17 protein-coding genes are annotated in these 16,798 nt (G+C 35.5%); 11 read left to right on the top strand and 6 right to left on the bottom strand.

The window, feature by feature from the left end; translation table 11 throughout:
• The first annotated feature begins 3 nt into the window (after positions 1 to 3).
• The 7 genes from IW15_RS11335 to IW15_RS11305 all read left to right on the top strand — a co-directional run bounded on the left by IW15_RS11335 (position 4) and on the right by IW15_RS11305 (position 5,764).
• Positions 4 to 1,257, top strand: coding sequence for a pyridoxal phosphate-dependent aminotransferase (locus IW15_RS11335; RefSeq protein WP_034711372.1), 1,254 nt, complete (start codon positions 4 to 6; stop codon positions 1,255 to 1,257).
• Between the two features lie 12 nt (positions 1,258 to 1,269).
• Positions 1,270 to 1,983, top strand: a complete 714-nt coding sequence (locus IW15_RS11330) for a hypothetical protein (protein WP_034711371.1) — start codon at positions 1,270 to 1,272, stop codon at positions 1,981 to 1,983.
• A gap of 11 nt (positions 1,984 to 1,994) precedes the next feature.
• Positions 1,995 to 2,723 carry a 3-deoxy-manno-octulosonate cytidylyltransferase gene (kdsB, locus tag IW15_RS11325; RefSeq protein ID WP_034711370.1) on the top strand — a complete coding sequence of 243 codons (729 nt, stop codon included), beginning with the start codon at positions 1,995 to 1,997 and terminating at the stop codon, positions 2,721 to 2,723.
• A 70-nt stretch (positions 2,724 to 2,793) separates the two neighbouring features.
• Positions 2,794 to 3,456, top strand: a complete 663-nt coding sequence (locus tag IW15_RS11320) for a hypothetical protein (RefSeq protein WP_034711369.1) — start codon at positions 2,794 to 2,796, stop codon at positions 3,454 to 3,456.
• A 238-nt stretch (positions 3,457 to 3,694) separates the two neighbouring features.
• Positions 3,695 to 4,270 (top strand): glutathione peroxidase, encoded by a 576-nt coding sequence (locus IW15_RS11315; RefSeq protein ID WP_034711368.1) that lies wholly within the window; start codon positions 3,695 to 3,697, stop codon positions 4,268 to 4,270.
• Between the two features lie 23 nt (positions 4,271 to 4,293).
• Positions 4,294 to 5,193 carry an ADP-ribosylglycohydrolase family protein gene (locus IW15_RS11310; protein WP_084681417.1) on the top strand — a complete coding sequence of 300 codons (900 nt, stop codon included), beginning with the start codon at positions 4,294 to 4,296 and terminating at the stop codon, positions 5,191 to 5,193.
• 52 nt (positions 5,194 to 5,245) lie between these two features.
• On the top strand, positions 5,246 to 5,764 hold the full coding sequence (locus IW15_RS11305) for a VOC family protein (RefSeq protein WP_165585184.1): 519 nt from the start codon (positions 5,246 to 5,248) through the stop codon (positions 5,762 to 5,764).
• Positions 5,765 to 5,851: 87 nt separating this feature from the next.
• Here IW15_RS11305 and IW15_RS11300 read toward each other — a convergent pair whose 3' ends face one another.
• Positions 5,852 to 6,508, bottom strand: a complete 657-nt coding sequence (locus IW15_RS11300; protein ID WP_034711366.1) for an NAD(P)H-binding protein — start codon at positions 6,506 to 6,508, stop codon at positions 5,852 to 5,854.
• A gap of 206 nt (positions 6,509 to 6,714) precedes the next feature.
• Between IW15_RS11300 and IW15_RS11295 the strand changes: the two genes are divergently transcribed.
• Positions 6,715 to 7,068 carry an MmcQ/YjbR family DNA-binding protein gene (locus tag IW15_RS11295; protein ID WP_034711365.1) on the top strand — a complete coding sequence of 118 codons (354 nt, stop codon included), beginning with the start codon at positions 6,715 to 6,717 and terminating at the stop codon, positions 7,066 to 7,068.
• 17 nt (positions 7,069 to 7,085) lie between these two features.
• On the opposite strand, the gene IW15_RS11290 is transcribed toward IW15_RS11295, so the two are convergent.
• Positions 7,086 to 8,159: an acyltransferase family protein gene (locus IW15_RS11290; RefSeq protein ID WP_051881960.1), complete on the bottom strand. Its 1,074-nt coding sequence runs from the start codon at positions 8,157 to 8,159 to the stop codon at positions 7,086 to 7,088.
• The gene (locus IW15_RS11285) at positions 8,149 to 9,069 is read right to left on the bottom strand and encodes a bifunctional riboflavin kinase/FAD synthetase (protein WP_034711364.1); all 921 of its coding nucleotides are present in this window, start codon (positions 9,067 to 9,069) and stop codon (positions 8,149 to 8,151) included. The genes IW15_RS11290 and IW15_RS11285 overlap by 11 nt, the downstream gene beginning before the upstream one ends.
• A 353-nt stretch (positions 9,070 to 9,422) precedes the next feature.
• Here IW15_RS11285 and atpD point away from each other — a divergent pair, with 353 nt between their 5' ends.
• From atpD to IW15_RS11270, 3 genes are all read left to right on the top strand, one after another.
• Entirely contained in the window at positions 9,423 to 10,931 is a 1,509-nt protein-coding gene (atpD, locus tag IW15_RS11280; RefSeq protein ID WP_034711870.1) for a F0F1 ATP synthase subunit beta, read from the top strand.
• An 89-nt stretch (positions 10,932 to 11,020) separates the two neighbouring features.
• On the top strand, positions 11,021 to 11,302 hold the full coding sequence (locus IW15_RS11275) for a FoF1 ATP synthase subunit delta/epsilon (protein WP_034711363.1): 282 nt from the start codon (positions 11,021 to 11,023) through the stop codon (positions 11,300 to 11,302).
• A 78-nt stretch (positions 11,303 to 11,380) separates the two neighbouring features.
• A complete protein-coding gene (locus IW15_RS11270) occupies positions 11,381 to 12,205 on the top strand; it encodes a hypothetical protein (RefSeq protein ID WP_034711362.1) in 825 nt (274 codons plus the stop codon).
• A 78-nt stretch (positions 12,206 to 12,283) separates the two neighbouring features.
• On the opposite strand, the gene IW15_RS11265 is transcribed toward IW15_RS11270, so the two are convergent.
• The 3 genes from IW15_RS11265 to IW15_RS11255 form a co-directional block, all read right to left on the bottom strand.
• Positions 12,284 to 14,470: a B12-binding domain-containing radical SAM protein gene (locus IW15_RS11265; protein ID WP_034711361.1), complete on the bottom strand. Its 2,187-nt coding sequence runs from the start codon at positions 14,468 to 14,470 to the stop codon at positions 12,284 to 12,286.
• 60 nt (positions 14,471 to 14,530) lie between these two features.
• Positions 14,531 to 15,409, bottom strand: coding sequence for a DMT family transporter (locus IW15_RS11260; RefSeq protein WP_034711360.1), 879 nt, complete (start codon positions 15,407 to 15,409; stop codon positions 14,531 to 14,533).
• Between the two features lie 71 nt (positions 15,410 to 15,480).
• Positions 15,481 to 16,743 (bottom strand): aminotransferase class I/II-fold pyridoxal phosphate-dependent enzyme, encoded by a 1,263-nt coding sequence (locus tag IW15_RS11255; RefSeq protein WP_034711359.1) that lies wholly within the window; start codon positions 16,741 to 16,743, stop codon positions 15,481 to 15,483.
• Positions 16,744 to 16,798: the final 55 nt, after the last annotated feature.

Below are 16,798 nucleotides of genomic sequence, written 5' to 3'. Positions count from 1 at the left end.
AAAGTGAAAGTTTCAAAATTAGCAGCGAACCTGATCGGTTCTGAAATTGTAAAAATTGGTAATGAAGTAAATGATTTAAAGGCAAAAGGAGCAGAAATAGCCAACCTTACCATTGGCGACCTGAATTCTAATCTGTATCCGATACCTGCAAAGTTGAAGGAAGAAATTCAGAAAGCATATCAGAACAATCTGACAAATTATCCGCCGGCTAATGGACTTCTGTCATTAAGAAAAGAGGTGGCAAGAGACCTGAAAAACAGATGGAATCTTGAGTATTCACCCAACGATATTTTGATCACTGCAGGTTCAAGACCTTTGATCTATGCAGTATACAAAACCATTGTTGATGAAGGAGATAAAGTAATCTATCCAACTCCGTCCTGGAATAACAACCACTATGCTTATTTAACGTCAGCTGATGCTGTAGAAGTAAAAACTACACCTGAAAATAACTTTCTTCCCACTGCAGATGATTTAAGACCCCATCTGAACGGAGCTGTATTACTGGCACTGTGCTCACCGCTGAACCCAACCGGAACGATGTTTACAGAAGAACAGCTTTCAGAAATTTGTGAAATGGTGCTGGAAGAAAACAAAAAAAGAGGAGAAGATGAAAAACCTCTATACCTGATGTATGACCAGATCTATTCTTGTCTTACTTTTGGCGCAAAACATGTTGATCCCGTTTCTCTTTTCCCGGAAATGAAAGAATATACAATTTATATCGACGGTATCTCTAAATGCCTGGCAGCAACCGGAGTTCGTGTAGGATGGGGATTCGGTCCTGCTCATATTATCGATAAAATGAAGGCGCTTCTTACTCACGTTGGAGCCTGGGCACCAAAACCGGAACAGGAAGCTACCGCTAAATTCTATGAAAATACTGCAGATGTGGATACTTTCGTAAATGATTTCAAAGGAAAGCTTGAAACCAGCCTGAAAGTACTTCACAAAGGAATTCAGGATCTGAAAGCTAAAGGATTGGCCGTAGAAAGTATTGAGCCTATGGGTGCGCTTTACCTTACCATCAAATTAGACTATATCGGAAAAACAAAACCGGAAGGTACCATAATCGGAAACTCTTCTGATCTGGTATTTTACCTAATTAACGATGCCGGAGTAGCATTGGTCCCTTTCTCAGCTTTTGGAGAAGAAAAATCAGAACCTTGGTTCCGTGCTTCAGTAGGAGGATTAGACGTTCATGAAATTGAAGTCATGATGCCGAAACTGGAGAACGCGCTGAATGCTTTAAAATAAACCATCATTTTTATGAAATACCTTCACAAAGGTTTTTTTATAATTACAGCATTAAGCTTAATCTCTTGTAAAAAAGAGGATTATGTGCTTTATCCTATTGATAATGCATGTGACTCCATGGTTGTAAAGCATACGTATTTTAATTCTTATACGGTCACCAATAAGTATAGAACAGTAGATGCTCAACTTATTAAAAGAAATGACAGTTCCAAAATTCTGGAACTAAATTTAGGACCGAAAGCCAGAATTAATAAAATAATCATCAGTAAAGATACGTATGCTTTATATCCAGGAGTAATGGATGGAAACGAGTTTATTGTTAAAAAAAGTGGTGAAAAGCTTAAGGCTATTTCTGATTCAGAATGGGGATTATTGAAGAATTGTAATTCTACTCTCGAAAGATTTAAAAAATTTAAATTTAATAAAGAGTCGCAGCTATTTGAATTTGAGGCATTAGGATCTAATGATGTTTTTACGTACAAAACCAAAGACTCTGTGACCTATCAATTATTTTTAAAAATAATACGCCCACAGGATTTTAAATCTCAAAAAAAACTGGTCTATGATACTGATTTTGTATCGATTGATTTTAAGCTTTTAGCCGATAATATAATAAAAGGTACGTTTTACGGGTTTAAAATAAAAGACAGTAAAGAAATACAGTACTTTAGCCATAGATTATCCGGTCCCGAGACCATTTATTTCTACAAATACAATAATAATTAATATACAATAAGATGAAAATCATCGCTGTCATTCCGGCACGGTACGAAGCAAGCCGTTTTCCTGCAAAGCTTATGCAAATGTTAGGAGAGAAAACCGTCATCACCACCACATATCATAATGTAGTGGAAACAGGTCTTTTTGATGAAGTTTTTGTCGCTACAGATTCAGAAATTATTTTCAATGAAATTGTAAATAACAGAGGAAAAGCAGTAATGACCGGCCAGCACGAAACTGGAAGCGACCGTATTGCAGAAGCCGTTCAAAATATTGAATGTGATATCGTGATCAATGTTCAGGGAGATGAACCATTTCTGAAATTAGAGCCATTACAACAGCTTATTGAAGTTTTCAAAGAAGATGACAATCAGGAAATCTCTTTGGCCTCTTTAAAAATAAAGCTGGTTGAAAAAGAAGAAATTGAAAACCCGAATAACGTAAAAGTAATCACCGATAATAACGGTTTTGCGCTGTATTTCAGCCGTTCTGTCATTCCTTTTCATAGAGAAATTTCTTATAATGTTGATTATTTTAAGCATATCGGAGTGTACGCTTTTAGAAAACACGCGCTGCTTCAGTTTTCAAAACTGGAAATGAAACCGCTGGAAATATCAGAAAAAATAGAATGCATCCGTTATCTGGAATATGGAATGAAAATTAAAATGATCGAGACTAATTTCGTGGGAGTAGGAATCGATACTCCGGAAGATCTGGAAAAAGCGAGAAAATTATTATTCAATTAATTGATAAATCGTTAAACCGATACATTCATAAATTAATAAAACCCTATATTTGAATTTATAAATTGAGTTAATGAAGAAATTACTGTTAGTATTCGTCCTGATTTGGTCACAAATATCTTTTGCACAGACCGCAAAAGAAATTATAGATAAAAATATCGAACTGTCAGGAGGATTAACGAGTTGGAAACTATTGAATTCAGTATTGCTGCAAGGCAAGGTTATTTTAGGAGTTAAAGATGAATATCCTATAAAAATATACCAGCAGCGCCCGAATCTTACAAAAACGGTTCTTACCATCAATAATAAAGATACAGCCATCGAAGGATACGACGGAAACAAAGGGTATGCAATGAATTATGCGACCAATAAACTTCAGGAATACCCGGATTATGTGGCGGAAAGCTTCGATAATGATTTTATAGATTGGGAAAATAAAGGATTTGAAGCCAAATACTTGGGAAAAGAAAAAGTAGGAGATATTTACTGTCATAAAGTAGAGCTTACCAAAAATGTAAACAAAAATCTATACTACTTTGATACTAAAACCTATATGCTGGTAAAAGAAGTGAAGAAAGACGAAGCATTGAGCTATTCCGATTACAAAAAAGTAGGAAATATGATGATGCCTTTCAGAATAGAATCATCCAGCGCTAAAAAAGACGGTGATTACGTAATGATTATCAATAAAATAGATGTTAATAAAGTCTTTCCTGTGAATATTTTTAAATTTTAATAGGAGAGTCAATGTAGTCAAAAATACAAAGGAACAGAATGTACATTCTGTTCCTTTTTTATGCCGGGTAACATGATACGGATGTGTTCAAACAGGGAACATCAATAGAATACAATAGATAATATTGCAAGTTTTTTAATGGCTACATAAAATATATTTTGTAACTAGCAGTGTGAAACTAGATGTAAAAGAGATTCAGAAACTCTTTTGAGATATAACAATAAATATAAATATTCAAATGAAAAATATTTTTTTAATGCTGCTTTCTTTTACCGCGTTTTTGCAAAGCTGCACCAACCAAAAAAGTGAAATTTCTAAAGCTAAAACTACCGAACTTATGGGAAAAACAATATATGATTTCAAAGTTGAAGGCCTTGATGGTAAAGAAATTAACTTTGCAGATTTTAAAGGAAAGAAAATTCTTATTGTCAATACCGCTTCCGAATGCGGATTTACTCCTCAATATGCAGATCTTGAGAAAGTATACGAACAATATAAAGATAAGTTGGTCATCGTTGGATTTCCGGCTAATAACTTCGGCGGTCAGGAACCGGGAACGAATACTGAAATCGGAGCATTCTGCCAGAAAAACTATGGGGTAACCTTTCCTTTGGCAGCTAAAGTTTCTGTAAAAGGAGATGATACAGCACCTATTTTTAAATATCTGACAGAAAAAGATCTGAACGGAGTAAAAAATACCACCATCCTTTGGAATTTCACCAAGTTTCTGATTGACGAAAACGGTAAATTAATCGACACCTTCATAAGTACAACAAAACCTACTAATGAAGCAATTACTAAATATTTGAAATAAAATTCATATAACTTCAGGCGTTCGTGGACATTTTTAATAGATTTGAGGCTTGTATATTGAGTGGAGCTATTGGTGATGCCTGGGGAAGCAGTTATGAAAATGAAGTTATCATTGATGATTCTAAAATTTATTATTTAGGAGGGAAAAATAGTAAATCCCGAAAATGGTGTATTACAGACGATACTCAATTGACCTTAGCTACTTGCGAAATTTTATCAGTTGACAGTTTTGATCCCGAAAAGCTTATTGATAAATTTATTGAATATTATAGAGATAAAAAGTTAATAGGGATAGGTTCGGCCACTCTTAAAGCTATTCTTGATAAAGAAGCCGGATTTCATTGGAATCAAGCTGGGCGTACCGGAGAATATGCAGCAGGAAATGGAGCTGCAATGAGAATAGCACCATTGGCATTTTACTCTAATATAACAAGAGAAGATGTCTTTGACGCCTGTACAATTACTCATAAAAATGATGAAGCTTTTGCAGGTTCTTTAGCTGTATATTTATCCATAAAAGCAATTTTGAATTCTGAATGGGATGGAATCAATAATCTTTTTGATATCATCATTCCTCAACTTCCCGATACAAATGTAAGAGATAGGTTAATTGAAATCAGTAATTATCCTTTAACAGTAACAATTCCTGAGATAGCTAAACTGGGAAATAATGGATACGTTGTAAATTCTATTCCCTTTGCAATTTTTTGTTCAACGAGAATTTTGGATATGGGATTGGAAAAAATGTTCAAGCAAATAATTAATTCTGGAGGAGATACAGATACTAATGCATCTATTGCCGGACAAATTTCAGGCACATTGATTGGAACTGAAAATATACCATCAGGATTATTATCAAAACTTAAGAGCTTGCATGAATACAGTTGGATTAAAGAGGTTATAGATAACAGCCGTTTCAATTAAAGACTTATAACTACGAACATCAAATATAATATTTAAAAACACGCACTTTATCATGAAAAAATTGACATTCGCCGTTTGTATACTGGCTTCTTTTGTATTTGGCTTTGCTTTTAAATCAGTGACAGAAAATGGATCCGGCAAAGATGTAAAAAGAGTGACCGGTATCGGAGGGATTTTTTTCACCTGTAAAGATCCTAAAAAAATGAGACAATGGTATAAAGATCATTTAGGTCTTACCACCAATGACTATGGAGCAGTATTTGAATGGTATCAGGGTGCAGATAATTCTAAAAAAGGATTTACACAGTGGAGCCCTTTCAGTGAGAAAACAAAGTATTTTCAGCCCTCTGAGAAAGACTTTATGATCAACTACCGGGTAGAAAACCTTGAAAAATTAGTTGAAGAACTGAAAAAAGAAAATGTCACCATTGTTGATAAAATTGAGACCTACGAATACGGGAAATTTGTTCATATCATGGACATGGAAGGCAATAAAATAGAGCTTTGGGAACCTAATGATGTAGAATATGAAAAGCTTGGTAAAAGTATGGGAGCTGCCACTACAAAATAGATGATAAATTAAAAAAATCAATCACATCAAGAAATTTTGAATATCTTCCCTTATTGTAATTTCCAACAACCAACAACCAATTACTCATTACTCATTACTTTTCTCCGCAAAACAAAAAATATTTCCCAGTTTAATGCTGGAATAGCCGTTGCTTTTTATTTTTGAAGAATTGATCATAGCTTTTGCTAAAACATCGGTGGGAAGCGGTCTCTGACTTTCTAAAAGTCCAATTTTATTGGCAAATTTGATGATTCTGCTTCCTAACACTTCACCGGTTCTCTGGGAATCTTTCCGTTCCAGCATTCCCGGTTTGAAAACTGTAATTTTATTGAAATGGAGCTGTTTTACGGCTTCTTCAAGTTCGCCTTTCATTTTAGAATAGAAAATTTTTGACTTTGGATCTGCTCCGTATGCTGATACTAAAACATAATCATCAACATTATTGTCTTTGGCGGCCTTGGCAAATTCATACTGATAATCAAAATCTACTTTTCTCTGGGCTTCTTTACTTCCTGCATCTTTCAAAGTAGTTCCCAGACATGAAAAAGCGACATCGCCTTTCACAGCATTTTTCCATTCCTCAGGTTTTTCGAAATTAACAACATGAACGTTTAATTTATCATTCTGAATATCGATGGGCTTTCTTACAAAAACATCTACTGCCTCAAAATCTTTATCATTCAGTAACTGCTGAACCAGATCTTTTCCTGTGGCCCCTGTGGCACCAATAACTAAAGCTTTCATAATAATTGAGTTTGTAGATTGAATATTTTAAAGATACACCTTTAAATTTACAAAATTTTAATAATATTGGTTTTTGAAATTTTTGAATAGTAAGAATTAAAAAATGGGAATAAAGAAGTTAGATTTTAGACATCAGACATCAACTTAACGCACAGACCAAACACAAAACACTAAAAAACAACAACATACAACTAATAACCAACCCTATGGACGCCAACGAAATTTTAGACTATTGTCTTGCCAAGAAAGGAGTAACAGAAACTTTTCCTTTTGATAATGAAACCCTTGTGATGAAAGTAGGAACAAAAATGTTTCTTCTGATGGGTCTCGAGAGACAGCCTTTAGGAATCAATGTAAAAACCGATCCGGAATGGAGCGCAGAACTCCGCGAACAATATCCGCAGATCACGGGAGCCTACCACATGAATAAGACCCACTGGAATTCGGTTTCGATAGACGGATTGAAAAGAGATCTTATTTTTAAAATGATAGATCAATCGTATGAACTGGTTTTCAATTCATTAACGAAAAAAGCGAGAGAAGAAATTAATCTTTCTTAGAAATGTTCGGGAAATGATCAGCTTTTCTTAATGAGAAGCGCATTGCGCTTTTGCTGCAACTGAATCATTAAATTCTTGTATCCTAACGCTTTTTTCTCTACTAAATGCCATGAAAGATATCCCATGAAAAAAGAGAGAATCAGCGAACATATCATTAATGGGATCGTATCCAGTTTAAAGAAATACATTAAAGTCTGCTGGATAGGGAATGAGTAGATATATATTCCATAAGAAATATCACCTAAAACATCGCCTACTTTATTAATATAATTTGTTGATCTTTTACCAATAAGAATGATCAGAATAGGCAAAGTAAAATTACAGGTATAAATAGATATTTTCAGATAAATACTACCTATAAAGATAATAAGAGCGGCTATTATTAATATATTTTCCAGCTTCTCGTTACGGATATTTAAATAAGTAAGCAACATTCCACCGGTAAAGAAACACATGAGATTATAAAAGATTGAGCTATTCAATTTCAACCTGACTAAAATTCCATACAAAAAATGAGGATAAAATAGTGATAGAGCAAAGCTTAAAATGAACAGTGAAAATACGACAGCCTTAACAAAAGATTTTTTGCGGATAAAAAACAGTAAAGATACCATAATATACATACTGAATTCATAGCATATTGTCCATAAACTCCCATTAATACTGCCTTTGTATGGGTTGTTCTCAAAGACTCCATCAATTTTAGATTGAAGAAAAAACAAAGATATGTTGTGGGGAATATAGGTAAGTACAGATTTGTTTTTCAAATAAGGAATGGAACTTTCGTAAACCATTGGCGCCAGTAAAACCGTCAGGAGCAGAATAACAATTAATGCCGGAAAAAGTCTTAAAACTCTCTTCCAGTAAAAATCAAGAAGGTTATCACAACGAAGCAGACTTTTAAAAATCAAAAATCCTGAAATAATAAAAAATCCCTTAACCCCGAGGTAAGCAAAAGATACTTGGCCGGAAGTCATCCTGCTGAGAACATCAGACTCCAGCATCCCGGATAAGGGATAGGAGTGTGTTATAACAACAGAACTGGCAAAAATCAGTCTAAGAAAATCGAAATTATTAGCTCTAGAAACCATAATTATTAGTAATTTTTTTATCCTCGTCCAACCTTTCGATCAGTTTCTCGAGCCCTTCAAATTTAATTTCATCATGAAGGAAATCTCTGAATTGTACGGTGATGTTTTCACCGTAAATATCTTCATTAAAATCTAAAATATAAACTTCAACCGTTAAAGAATCTCCGTTTACGGTAGGATTGGTACCGATGCTCAACATGCCTTTATAAAACTGCCCTTTTATATAGACTTCAACAATGTAAGCCCCTTTTTTAGGAAGTAATTTAATGGATTCCGTTTCGATATTTGCTGTAGGATAACCAATTGTTCTTCCGATCTTTTTCCCATGAGCCACTTTTCCGGAAACAGAGTAGGAATATCCCAGCATTTCATTCGCTTCTTTAATATTCCCTTCTAAAAGTGCATTTCTCACTTTCGTAGAGCTGATATTATTTTCATGAATGTTGATGGCCTCCATTTGATCAACTTCAAAATCCAGTTCTTTAGATAACTCCTGAAGAAGAGCAAAGTTTCCGCTTTTATTTTTCCCGAAAGAATGGTCGTATCCTATAATAAGATATTTTACGTTCAATTGATCAACCAGGATTTGTCTCACAAATTCCTCACCCGTAAGATTTCTGAACTCGTCGTCAAATTCTTTTAAAAATAAATTATTGACGCCATATTTTTCAATCAGCAATTTTTTTTCATCGATCGTATTCAGCAGTTTTAAATCTTCATTAGGATTAAAAACAAATCGTGGATGGGGCCAGAAAGTAAGGATTGCAGTTTCTAAATTGTTTTGCGTACCCACGTTGGTTAACGCGTCAATAATACTTTTGTGGCCAAGATGCACCCCATCAAACATCCCTAAAGACAATGCTAGAGGCTTTTGAGAGGAATAATCTTTAAAATTCTTGAAAACTTTCAAAACGGAAAAAATTTGACTGCAAATATAAAGCCTTTAAATTATCTATAATAATGTATGCGAAGTTATTTTCTCTTATCATGTTTTATAGGATCTATTCATAATTTAGAATTGATTTTCGTGAAATGCTGCTCCCGCCGGTCTGATAAAAAGGCAATTACAATGAAAATCATGTCATCTGTGAAGGTCCGGAAATGGAATCAACGCATAATTATATTTAAATTAATTCAAATTTCAAAAAAAATAGCCTCAAAATCTGGATGTTTTGTTCTTTAAAAAGTATGATAAAAATCTTTTTTTTACCAATTGCGGGTTTATTAAGAATCATTATATTTGCACCAAGAAAAAATTTAGCAATGGCAAACCAAATTAAAGGAAAAATTTCTCAAATTATTGGTCCTGTAATCGATGTAGTCTTCTCAAATGTGGAGGCAATTCCGAGCATTTATGATGCATTGGAAATTACAAAAGGAAACGGTGAAAAAGTAGTCTTAGAAGTAGAACAGCATATAGGACAAGATACAGTGAGATGTATCGCTATGGATGCTACAGACGGTCTTCAAAGAGGGCAGGAAGTAATCGGGTATGGTATGCCTATTACAATGCCAATCGGTGAAGCTGTAAACGGAAGACTATTCAACGTGGTTGGTGATGCTATCGACGGGCTTCAGAATATTTCTAAGGAAGGCGGACTGCCGATCCACAGAGAAGCTCCAAAATTTGATCAACTTTCAACTTCTGCAGAAGTTTTATTTACAGGTATCAAAGTAATCGACCTTATCGAGCCTTACGCAAAAGGAGGTAAGATTGGATTGTTCGGTGGTGCCGGTGTAGGTAAAACAGTATTGATCCAGGAGTTGATTAACAATATTGCAAAAGGACACGGAGGTCTTTCAGTTTTCGCCGGAGTAGGTGAAAGAACGAGAGAAGGAAATGACCTTTTAAGAGAGATGCTTGAATCAGGGATCATCAAGTATGGTGACGAATTCATGCACTCTATGGAAAACGGAGGTTGGGATCTTTCTAAAGTAGACTTAGAAGTTATGAAAGAATCTAAGGCTGCATTCGTTTTCGGACAGATGAACGAGCCACCAGGAGCAAGAGCGAGAGTAGCACTTTCTGGTCTTACGTTAGCTGAGTATTACAGAGATGGAGGTGAAAGCGGACAAGGTAGAGACGTATTGTTCTTCGTAGATAACATTTTCCGTTTTACACAGGCTGGTTCTGAGGTGTCTGCACTTCTTGGACGTATGCCTTCAGCGGTAGGGTACCAGCCTACATTGGCATCTGAGATGGGTGCGATGCAGGAAAGAATTACTTCAACTAAAAATGGTTCAATTACTTCAGTACAGGCGGTTTACGTACCTGCGGATGACTTAACTGACCCGGCTCCGGCAACAACGTTTGCTCACTTGGATGCAACAACGGTACTAGATAGAAAGATTGCTTCATTAGGTATTTACCCGGCGGTAGATCCATTGGCTTCAACGTCAAGAATCCTAGCTCCGGAAATCATCGGTGAAGAACACTATAACTGTGCTCAAAGAGTAAAAGAAATTCTTCAGAGATACAAAGCGCTTCAAGATATTATCGCGATCCTTGGTATGGAAGAACTTTCTGAAGAAGATAAATCTGTTGTATACCGTGCTAGAAAAGTTCAGAGATTCTTATCTCAACCTTTCCACGTAGCAGAACAGTTTACAGGTATTCCTGGATCATTGGTAGATATCAAAGATACCATCAAAGGATTTACTATGATTATGGACGGTGAATTAGATCACTTACCAGAAGCTGCTTTCAACTTGAAAGGAACTATCGAAGAAGCGATCGAAGCTGGACAAAAAATGTTAGCTGATAACGCGTAATAAATTAATTAGACACAAGATGTCAGATTCTAGACATGAGACTTTTATGTCTGAAATCTGAATTCTGAAATCTTTAAATCTAAATTAAAATGAATATAAAAATTTTAACACCAGAATACGTAGTTTTTGAAGGAGAAGTAAACTCTGTATTATTGCCTGGAAAAAATGGTGAATTTCACATCATGAAAAACCACGCAGGAATCGTTTCTTCTTTAGTCGGCGGTAATGTAAAGCTTTTTGTTTCATCTGTGGATGAAGCATATGCTAAAAACTTTACTCAAGAAGGCGGGAAAGACGCTGTTTATTCATATCCTATCAAAAGCGGTGTTGTAGAATTTAATCATAATAAAGGGATTATCCTTTGTGAATAATTAAATGAAAAGCTAAATATATTTTCAAGAAAGTGTAACTTTGGTTACACTTTTTTTATTGTGTAAAAGTCTGATTTTATGAAGAAAAGTACAATCATATTCTTTACCGTTGTTCTGGGAATCTTGTGTAATGCCCAGGATTTTAAAACCAAAAGAGGTATTGTAAGTCTTGACGGAGTACATGTTGCCAAGATATCAAACAAATCCAACATCTATACTTTCATGGATCTGGGGGAGACTCCGATGTATACCATGGAGTTTGTAGATAAAAGTGTAGTGGATTCTGTAAGAGACAGCTATATTAAGCTAAACAGGGTTTACAACAGAGACAAAACAATAGAACTCGATTATATTTCTCCGTCGGCATTTTCAGGCGAAGAAAAATCAGCGGTGTATACATCCATAAAAGGATTAAAAGTTATTGATAACAAAGGAATCAATGTTAAAAACCTGGATGAAATTTTCAAAAATGTCCCGAAAAGAAAGCTGGACAGCAAAACAAAAGATGCCTATACCACGAGAAGCAAAATCGATAAGCTGAATATTGAAGTCAATAAAGTAGGAGAGATCATCAGCAACGGTGTTCCGGTAGGATACTTTACCAACCTACCTGTAAGTTTCGGCTCAGAAGATACCATTACAGATAAAACCTTCATCGATATAGAAGTGTATGATGCCAAGAGTAAATATATCGGCAGATATATTACCACCACCAAGCAGATTAAAACAGCCAACGGAAAGATTTTCACGCTTTACAGGGAAATGTCCGGCAGGGCAGCACTATTAAAATTCCCGACTTATAAATCCATTGCAGAGCGAATGGCCATTATGGATCCGAGTTTTATTAAAGTTCAGGAAAAAGTAATCGTTGGGGATGTGGTGAAAGGCAATGGCGAAAAATAAAATCATATCGACTTTTAAAGGCATAAAAAATCCGGAAATTTATTTTCCGGATTTTTTTATTATCAATACATTCAAAAATTACAGACTTAAAATAATACCATTTTCCTTCAATTGCTGCATCGGTTTTGAGAACCAGAATAATTCGAAATCCTCAAAATGTTCTTCAAATAGAACTTTAAGCTGCTGAAGAGTAATCTTTTTGGAATGTTCTATTGAATTTTCCTGCAGGATTTTCATCAGCCATTCAGCTTTTTCCGGCTCCAGATCAATGGATACGATATTGGTTTTCAAATGAAAGGTAAGATGGGTATACGTCCATGAATTTCCTTTTTTTGCTTTTACACGTTCTTCACTGATTACATTTTTACTTAAGAAAATAACTTTGGAATTCCCTTTAAACGTAAAATTTTCATCTTCCAAAAGACAGTCATGAATATAATCCGGATGAATAGTCGTTTTTGGAATTTTAAAATCAAACCAATCCTGGAGGGGAATTTCAAAATTAATTCCATGCATATAATTGAAAAGAGATTTTTTCAATCCAAAACTGAACTTGTTATGATCGATTCCGGTGGTATCCGTAAAATCGATATCATTATTGGCAAATAAAATCTCCTGTTTGATAGGAACTACCCCAAATTCTTCCGGTTTCAATCCGACAGGTGAATGGGCGGTCATGGCAAACTGATGCCAGAATCCACTCTGTAAAACACCCATTTCGAACAGCTGCCTGATCATCTCCAGAGAATCCACCGTTTCCTGAATCGTCTGTGTAGGATAACCGTACATAAGGTAAGCATGCACCATAACACCGGCTTCTGTGAAGTTTCTGGTAACCTGGGCTACCTGTTCCACAGACACTCCTTTTTCGATCAGTTTTAGCAGTCTGTCGCTCGCCACTTCAAGTCCTCCGGAAACAGCTACGCAACCTGATATTTTTAATAAAAAGCATAAATCCCGTGTAAAACTTTTTTCGAAGCGGATATTGGTCCACCAGGTAACCACCAGATTTCTCCGCAAAATCTCCAAAGCAACTTCTCTCATCAAAGCGGGCGGGGCTGCCTCATCTACAAAATGGAATCCTGTTTCTCCTGTAGTGGCAATCAGTTCTTCCATCCTGTCCACAAGGATTTTTGCTGAAATAGGTTCGTAAATTTTAATATAATCTAAAGAAATATCGCAAAAAGTACATTTACCCCAATAGCATCCGTGGGCCATCGTCAGTTTATTCCATCTTCCGTCGCTCCATAAACTGTGCATCGGATTGGCAATTTCTATGACGGAAATATAATTTTCAAGCTGCAGATCTGTATAATCGGGAGTTCCGATATCAGCCTGTTTATAGTCGTGTCTTGTCGTATTATTTTTATAGGTAATCAATCCGTTTTCTAAGAGAAGAGTTCTTTTGTAGGTAGCATTTTCAGGTTGATCCATATTTTCATGAAGCAATTCTATCGGGAGCTCACCGTCATCTAGCGTAATGAAATCAAAGAACTCGAATACTCTGATATCTTTTACTTCCCTCAGCTCAGTATTCGGAAAACCGCCGCCCATTGCTATTTTTATGTGTGGATAATGCTCCTTAATAAATTTTGCACATCGGAAAGCCGCATATAAATTTCCCGGAAAAGGAATTGAAAAACAAACCAGTTTGGGCTGCACGGTTTCCAGGTTTTCCTGTAGGATTTGTAAAGAAATTGCATCAATAAATGATTCGTTTCCCAACAGCTTTAGATATAATTCATCAAAAGAATTGGCACTTTTCCCTAATCGTTCCGCATATCTGCTGAATCCAAAATCAGAATCTACATTTTCAACGATATAATCAGAAAGATCTTCCAGATATAAGGTAGCAAGATGTTTTGCTTTATCCTGAAGTCCCATATTTCCGAATGCATATTCCATATCATCAAGCTGATTGAAACGGGAGGCTTCCGGTAAAAAGTTCATGCTGCAAATCTGTCTGGCCAGTGTAGGATTTTTAGTCTGCAGGAAAAGAATAACCTGGTCAATCGTTTTTATATATTCCTCTCTCAATGCATAAATACGCTGGGAATTTTCAGAAATCGTCTGAAGATCAATTTCTTTGCTGAATATTTTTTGAATTCCCTTTTTTGAAAATAATTCCAAAATAACTTCAATCCCCAGATCGATCTGATGGCTGGAAATATGTTTGGTATTCAGAAAACCTTTTATGTAAGCTGTTGCCGGATAAGGAGTATTAAGCTGAGTAAAAGGGGGAGTGATAAGAAGCAGGTCTTTCAAAAGAGAAGTTTTTATAAAATTATAATAAAAGATAATAAAGCAGTTTACAAATAAGCAGTTTTAATTTTTTTTCAATTTTCTGCTGTCAGAAATGACATTCAGAGTAACTCCAAAAAGAATGAATACAATTCCTGCAAACAGATTACTGGTAAACGCTTCATGGAATATCAGTACACTTATCATCACTGCAACCACAGGCTCTAATGCGCCTAAAATGGAAGCCGGTGTAGGGCCGATATATTGAACGGCATACACTAAACATACACTTGAAATAAGAGTGGTCAGAAATGCAAAAGTAACAAAATTGAAAAAAATAGGTACGGAAGGAATTACAAATGAATTATTTCCGAAATATGCCTTGATCATAAAAAATACCGAAGTCGTAAGCATGGAATAAAATGCCAGCTTAAATCCCGAAATCTTCATATTGGATTTATTGACGATCACCATGTACAATGCATAGAAAAGGGAACTCAGCATGACAATGCCCAGCCCTTTAAAGTTGATTTGAAATCCGGTACCTTGTAAGCAAAGCACAATGACTCCGGCAAAAGCAAAGAGCAAAGAAATAACAGAGAGTGACGTCAGTTTTTCTTTATACACAAAAAACATGATTAATGCGACAATAATAGGGTATATGAACAACACTGTTGACGCAATTCCGGCACTGAGAAAATCATATCCTAAAAATAAAAATTCGGAAGAAAGTGCATAACAAGTTCCCAGGCAAGCCAATATTAAAGCTTCTTTTTTATGTAAAGCAAAGCTTTCTTTAGAATAGAGAAGGTAACCCCCAACCATCAATGCTGAAAATAAAAAACGATAAAATAAAGTGACATCCAATGAGAAATGAGACCGTTTGATTGGTAAAATAAAAATAGGAATCAGGCCATACGAAATAGCAGATATAATACCTAATGCATACCCTTTGAACTTCATTGACTATTTATTTTATAAAAAACCACTGAAAATACATCAGTGGTTTTTTTATGATATGACGGTATCAAGTATTACATTTGCTTGTACTCGATATTCATTTGTTTTTCCATTTCTGTGTAATGTCCGGAAGTTAATTTTTCACGGATGCCGTCAAAAGCAGCCAGTGTTTCATTAATTTCTGAATCAGTATGTGAAGCCGTCGGGATCAATCTTAATAAGATCATTCCTTTTGGAATTACCGGATATACTACCACAGAAGTGAAAACTCCGTAATTCTCTCTTAAATCTTTCGCTAAAAGTGTAGCTTCAATCGTTGTTCCTTCAATAAAAACAGGAGTTACACAAGTATTGGTATTTCCAATGTTGTATCCTCTTTCTTTCAATCCGTTTTGAAGTTTGTACACGTTTTCCCACAATTTAGCTTTAATTTCCGGGCGTGTTCTCAACAGTTCCAGTCTTTTTAAACCTCCGATTACCATTGGCATTGTTAAAGATTTAGCAAAAATCTGAGAACGAAGGTTGTATTTTAAAAATCTGATGATGGTTTCATCTCCTGAAAGAAAAGCTCCGAAACCAGCCATAGATTTGGCAAAAGTAGAGAAGTAAACATCAATCTGATCCTGGCATCCCTGTTCTTCACCTGCTCCTGCACCGGTTTTACCTAACGTTCCGAATCCATGAGCATCATCCACCAATAATCTGAAATTGAATTTTGATTTCAAATCACAGATTTCTTTAAGTTTCCCCTGCATTCCTCTCATTCCGAAAACACCTTCTGTAATCACCAAAATTCCACCTCCATTTTCTTCTGCTACTTTGGTTGCTCTGGCTAAGTTTTTCTCTAAACTTTCAATATCATTGTGTTTGAATGTAAAGCTTTTACCCATATGAAGACGAACTCCGTCTACAATACAAGCGTGAGAATCAGCATCATATACAATTACATCATGTCTGGTTACCAAAGCATCAATGGTAGAAACCATTCCTTGGTATCCAAAGTTTAATAAATAAGCAGCTTCTTTTTGAGTGAATTCTGCTAATTCTTTTTCCAGTTGCTGGTGTTGTTGTGTTTCACCGGACATTGCTCTTGCGCCCATCGGATAAAACATTCCGAATTCTGCAGCCGCTTTTGCATCAGCTTCCAGCACTTCCGGATGGTTACACAATCCTAAATAGTCATTGGCACTCCAGAAAATTACATTCTTACCCTGAAATTTCATTCTTGGGCCAATAGGACCTTCCAGTTTTGGAAAAACAAAATATCCTTCAGCATAATCTGCAAACTGACCAAGAGGTCCTGGATTTTGTTTTATTCTTTCAAAAATATCTAACATTTTATTAGTGATTTTTAAGTAAAAAAGCCTTTTGTGATCTACAAAAAAGGCTTGA

Source organism: Chryseobacterium soli, assembly GCF_000737705.1.
Classification (GTDB): Bacteria; Bacteroidota; Bacteroidia; order Flavobacteriales; family Weeksellaceae; genus Chryseobacterium; species Chryseobacterium soli.
The sequence above is the reverse complement of the archived record's forward strand: the minus strand, read 5'-3'. Positions and strand labels throughout refer to the sequence as shown.

Coding starts and splice junctions, on each gene's coding strand:
- IW15_RS11330 (WP_034711371.1), top strand. CDS start 1,270: ATGAAATACCTTCACAAAGGTTTTTTTATAATTACAGCATTAAGCTTA.
- kdsB (WP_034711370.1), top strand. CDS start 1,995: ATGAAAATCATCGCTGTCATTCCGGCACGGTACGAAGCAAGCCGTTTT.
- IW15_RS11320 (WP_034711369.1), top strand. CDS start 2,794: ATGAAGAAATTACTGTTAGTATTCGTCCTGATTTGGTCACAAATATCT.
- IW15_RS11315 (WP_034711368.1), top strand. CDS start 3,695: ATGAAAAATATTTTTTTAATGCTGCTTTCTTTTACCGCGTTTTTGCAA.
- IW15_RS11305 (WP_165585184.1), top strand. CDS start 5,246: ATGAAAAAATTGACATTCGCCGTTTGTATACTGGCTTCTTTTGTATTT.
- IW15_RS11300 (WP_034711366.1), bottom strand. CDS start 6,508: ATGAAAGCTTTAGTTATTGGTGCCACAGGGGCCACAGGAAAAGATCTG.
- IW15_RS11295 (WP_034711365.1), top strand. CDS start 6,715: ATGGACGCCAACGAAATTTTAGACTATTGTCTTGCCAAGAAAGGAGTA.
- IW15_RS11290 (WP_051881960.1), bottom strand. CDS start 8,159: ATGGTTTCTAGAGCTAATAATTTCGATTTTCTTAGACTGATTTTTGCC.
- atpD (WP_034711870.1), top strand. CDS start 9,423: ATGGCAAACCAAATTAAAGGAAAAATTTCTCAAATTATTGGTCCTGTA.
- IW15_RS11275 (WP_034711363.1), top strand. CDS start 11,021: ATGAATATAAAAATTTTAACACCAGAATACGTAGTTTTTGAAGGAGAA.
- IW15_RS11270 (WP_034711362.1), top strand. CDS start 11,381: ATGAAGAAAAGTACAATCATATTCTTTACCGTTGTTCTGGGAATCTTG.
- IW15_RS11260 (WP_034711360.1), bottom strand. CDS start 15,409: ATGAAGTTCAAAGGGTATGCATTAGGTATTATATCTGCTATTTCGTAT.
- IW15_RS11255 (WP_034711359.1), bottom strand. CDS start 16,743: ATGTTAGATATTTTTGAAAGAATAAAACAAAATCCAGGACCTCTTGGT.